Raw genomic sequence first — 2,362 nt, 5'->3', positions numbered from 1 at the left:
ATATACAACGGATTCTTATCTGCCTTGCTGATGGCGTAAGTAAAATCAACAGAAATATCTCCCAAATCCATATCTGTGTTACCCGTCAGATTGCCGAGGGTACTCTCCATGGAACTCAGCAGATTCTTCACATCTGCACCGGAAATACTGCCTGTAATGATGTAAGCTTCTGTTCCATTGACATCTTCTGTCTCGTCTGCTAACTTCAGAGAATCCTTGCTCTTAAGCAGATCTTCTGCTGCAGCATTGATTCTCTCTACAGAATCCTTGTCATAGGCCATCTTCGACACCATCCATTGGCCCGCTATACCGGCATAAGAAAGAATCTGGTCATCCTGGACCACTGTGTAATTCTCCATATCCATTGCTGTACCTAGCCCCGGAATACTGATATTTTCCTTCAGGTAGTTAGCAACCGGCTCTGTGGTTGTCTGCATGGTCATGTCCATGGTCAAATCCATGGTTCCGCCAAGGGCTTCTGACCCAAGTGTGATCTCCGCTGTTGTGTGCGTCTCCAAAGACTTCATTGCATCACATTTACTCTTGACTTCCTGCAATAAAGATTCTGCAGTTACCTTTGATGTGGATGCTCCGCAGCCCGCCAACATAACTGCTGTCAAAATTCCTGCCGTCACCATGCCCAAGAATCGCTTCTTCATACTTCCCCTTTTCCTTTCTCCCTGTGCCCCAAAGCCCAGTCCTTGTCCCCATTTTCATGCATCTTATATTCAGATTATAACATACCTGCTGCATGAAAACAACGGAGGAAGCCTTACGATTCTCTGACAATCACCTGCCATGCCTCTGTCAGTCTCTCCATATTCCAGGCCGCATTGGCCGGACTGGTGGAAGGCAGGCACACCGGCATCACTCCGGTTTCCGGAAAAACATATTTCTTATAGAGTTTAAACGCTGTCTGGCCATTGACAAATATCTGCCGGATAGGTGCTTCCGAGAGAACCCTGCCAATATCATTCGCCACAACATTCTTAATACTGCTGTCGCTGGAGCCGATAATATCACAGCTGGCGATCACATCCCACAAGGCAATCTGATGCTCCAGCAAAAATTGTTTCTTTTCTTCCACATTTTCTAACGGCGCATGGTCTGTCACCGCTGCCAGTACTTTCCAGAAACGATTCTGCGGATGATTATAAAAAAACTGCCCCCGGGATTTCACCGAAGGCAGCGATCCAAGTATCAATATCCGCGAATGCTCATCATAAACGGGTGTCAGATCATGTACCACATGAGTATATGTACGCATTTCTAATATTCCGTCTTCTTTGTCACTGTTATAGCCAGAGCGCCCGGTCCGATATGACAGGATATACTTAATGAAAGCGGATCTCCCACAATCTCCTTGTCCGGGAATTCCCTGCGGATTTCTTCAAGCCACTGTTCAACACCTTCTCCCGGTGTATAAGCAGCTGCAATGTGGAGATTATCCATATTCACCTCGCCGCCCATACGTGTCTCGATATCCTTGTGAATCGCATCAAGCATAATTCTCTTTGCCTGCTTCACGGTTCTGGCCTTTGCAAAAGCATCCAGCTTCTCGCCCTGGATCTGCAGAACCGGCTTCAGTCTGAGCAATGTACCAAGGGCTGCTGCTGCCGGTGTAATACGTCCGCCTTTCTTCAGATACTTCAATGTATCTACCATAATATAAATGCTGGAATTAAACTTCTGCTCCTCCAGTATCCGTTTGATCTCTGCTGCTGAAAAACCGTCTTCTGTCATCTTCATGGCATCCAGTACAGAAAGCTTCATAGTCACGGAAATTCTCTGGTTATCCACAACCTGAACCTTGCCGTCATAATCCTGTGCCAGCATCATGGCTGTAGCACAGGAACTGCTGAGCCCGCTTGACATCGGAATGTGGACGATCTCATCATACCCTTTATTCTTCAAAAGGTCATCCCACAGAGACATGACTGCATCCGGTGAAGGCTGTGATGTGGATACATCTGCATCTCCCGTCAGCTTCTCATAAAACTGTTCCTGCGTCAGGTTAATATCCTCAAAATACGGCTGTCCATCTATATCAAAAGGCATCGGTAATACATAAACGCCAAGCTTCTTTCCTTCTGCCTGGGTGATGCCGCTGTTACTGTCTGTCACAATAGCGATTCTTGCCATCGGCCAATCCTCCTTATATTCAAAAAAATTCTATACCTGTCTAATATACCGTAAAAATCGCTATTTTGCAAGGATATCCGCCTTTTTCTTGACAAGAAGGCCCTGTTCACGCTAAAATATCAGAGATTGAATGGAGGATTTAAAATGGCTGATTTTAAAAAGGAAATAGAAAGACGCCGTACATTTGCAATTATTTCCCATCCTGATGCCGGTAAGACGA

General features: G+C 45.9%; 3 protein-coding genes. All 3 read right to left on the bottom strand.

Annotated features, from left to right (window positions below; all coding sequences use genetic code 11):
* Window positions 1–659: DUF6612 family protein (locus tag WMO25_RS17195; RefSeq protein WP_349086394.1), on the bottom strand; the 659-nt coding region annotated here is incomplete at its 3' end.
* A 113-nt stretch (window positions 660–772) separates the two neighbouring features.
* Window positions 773–1,267, bottom strand: coding sequence for a DNA-deoxyinosine glycosylase (locus tag WMO25_RS17190; protein ID WP_349086392.1), 495 nt, complete (start codon window positions 1,265–1,267; stop codon window positions 773–775).
* A 2-nt stretch (window positions 1,268–1,269) separates the two neighbouring features.
* Window positions 1,270–2,142 carry a DegV family protein gene (locus tag WMO25_RS17185; RefSeq protein ID WP_349086389.1) on the bottom strand — a complete coding sequence of 291 codons (873 nt, stop codon included), beginning with the start codon at window positions 2,140–2,142 and terminating at the stop codon, window positions 1,270–1,272.
* Between the last annotated feature and the right edge of the window lie 220 nt (window positions 2,143–2,362).

It is taken from the genome of Coprococcus intestinihominis, assembly GCF_040096555.1.
GTDB lineage: Bacteria > Bacillota > Clostridia > Lachnospirales > Lachnospiraceae > Coprococcus_A > Coprococcus_A intestinihominis.
Note: the sequence above shows the minus strand (reverse complement) of the source record. Positions and strands in the feature narration are given on the sequence as shown.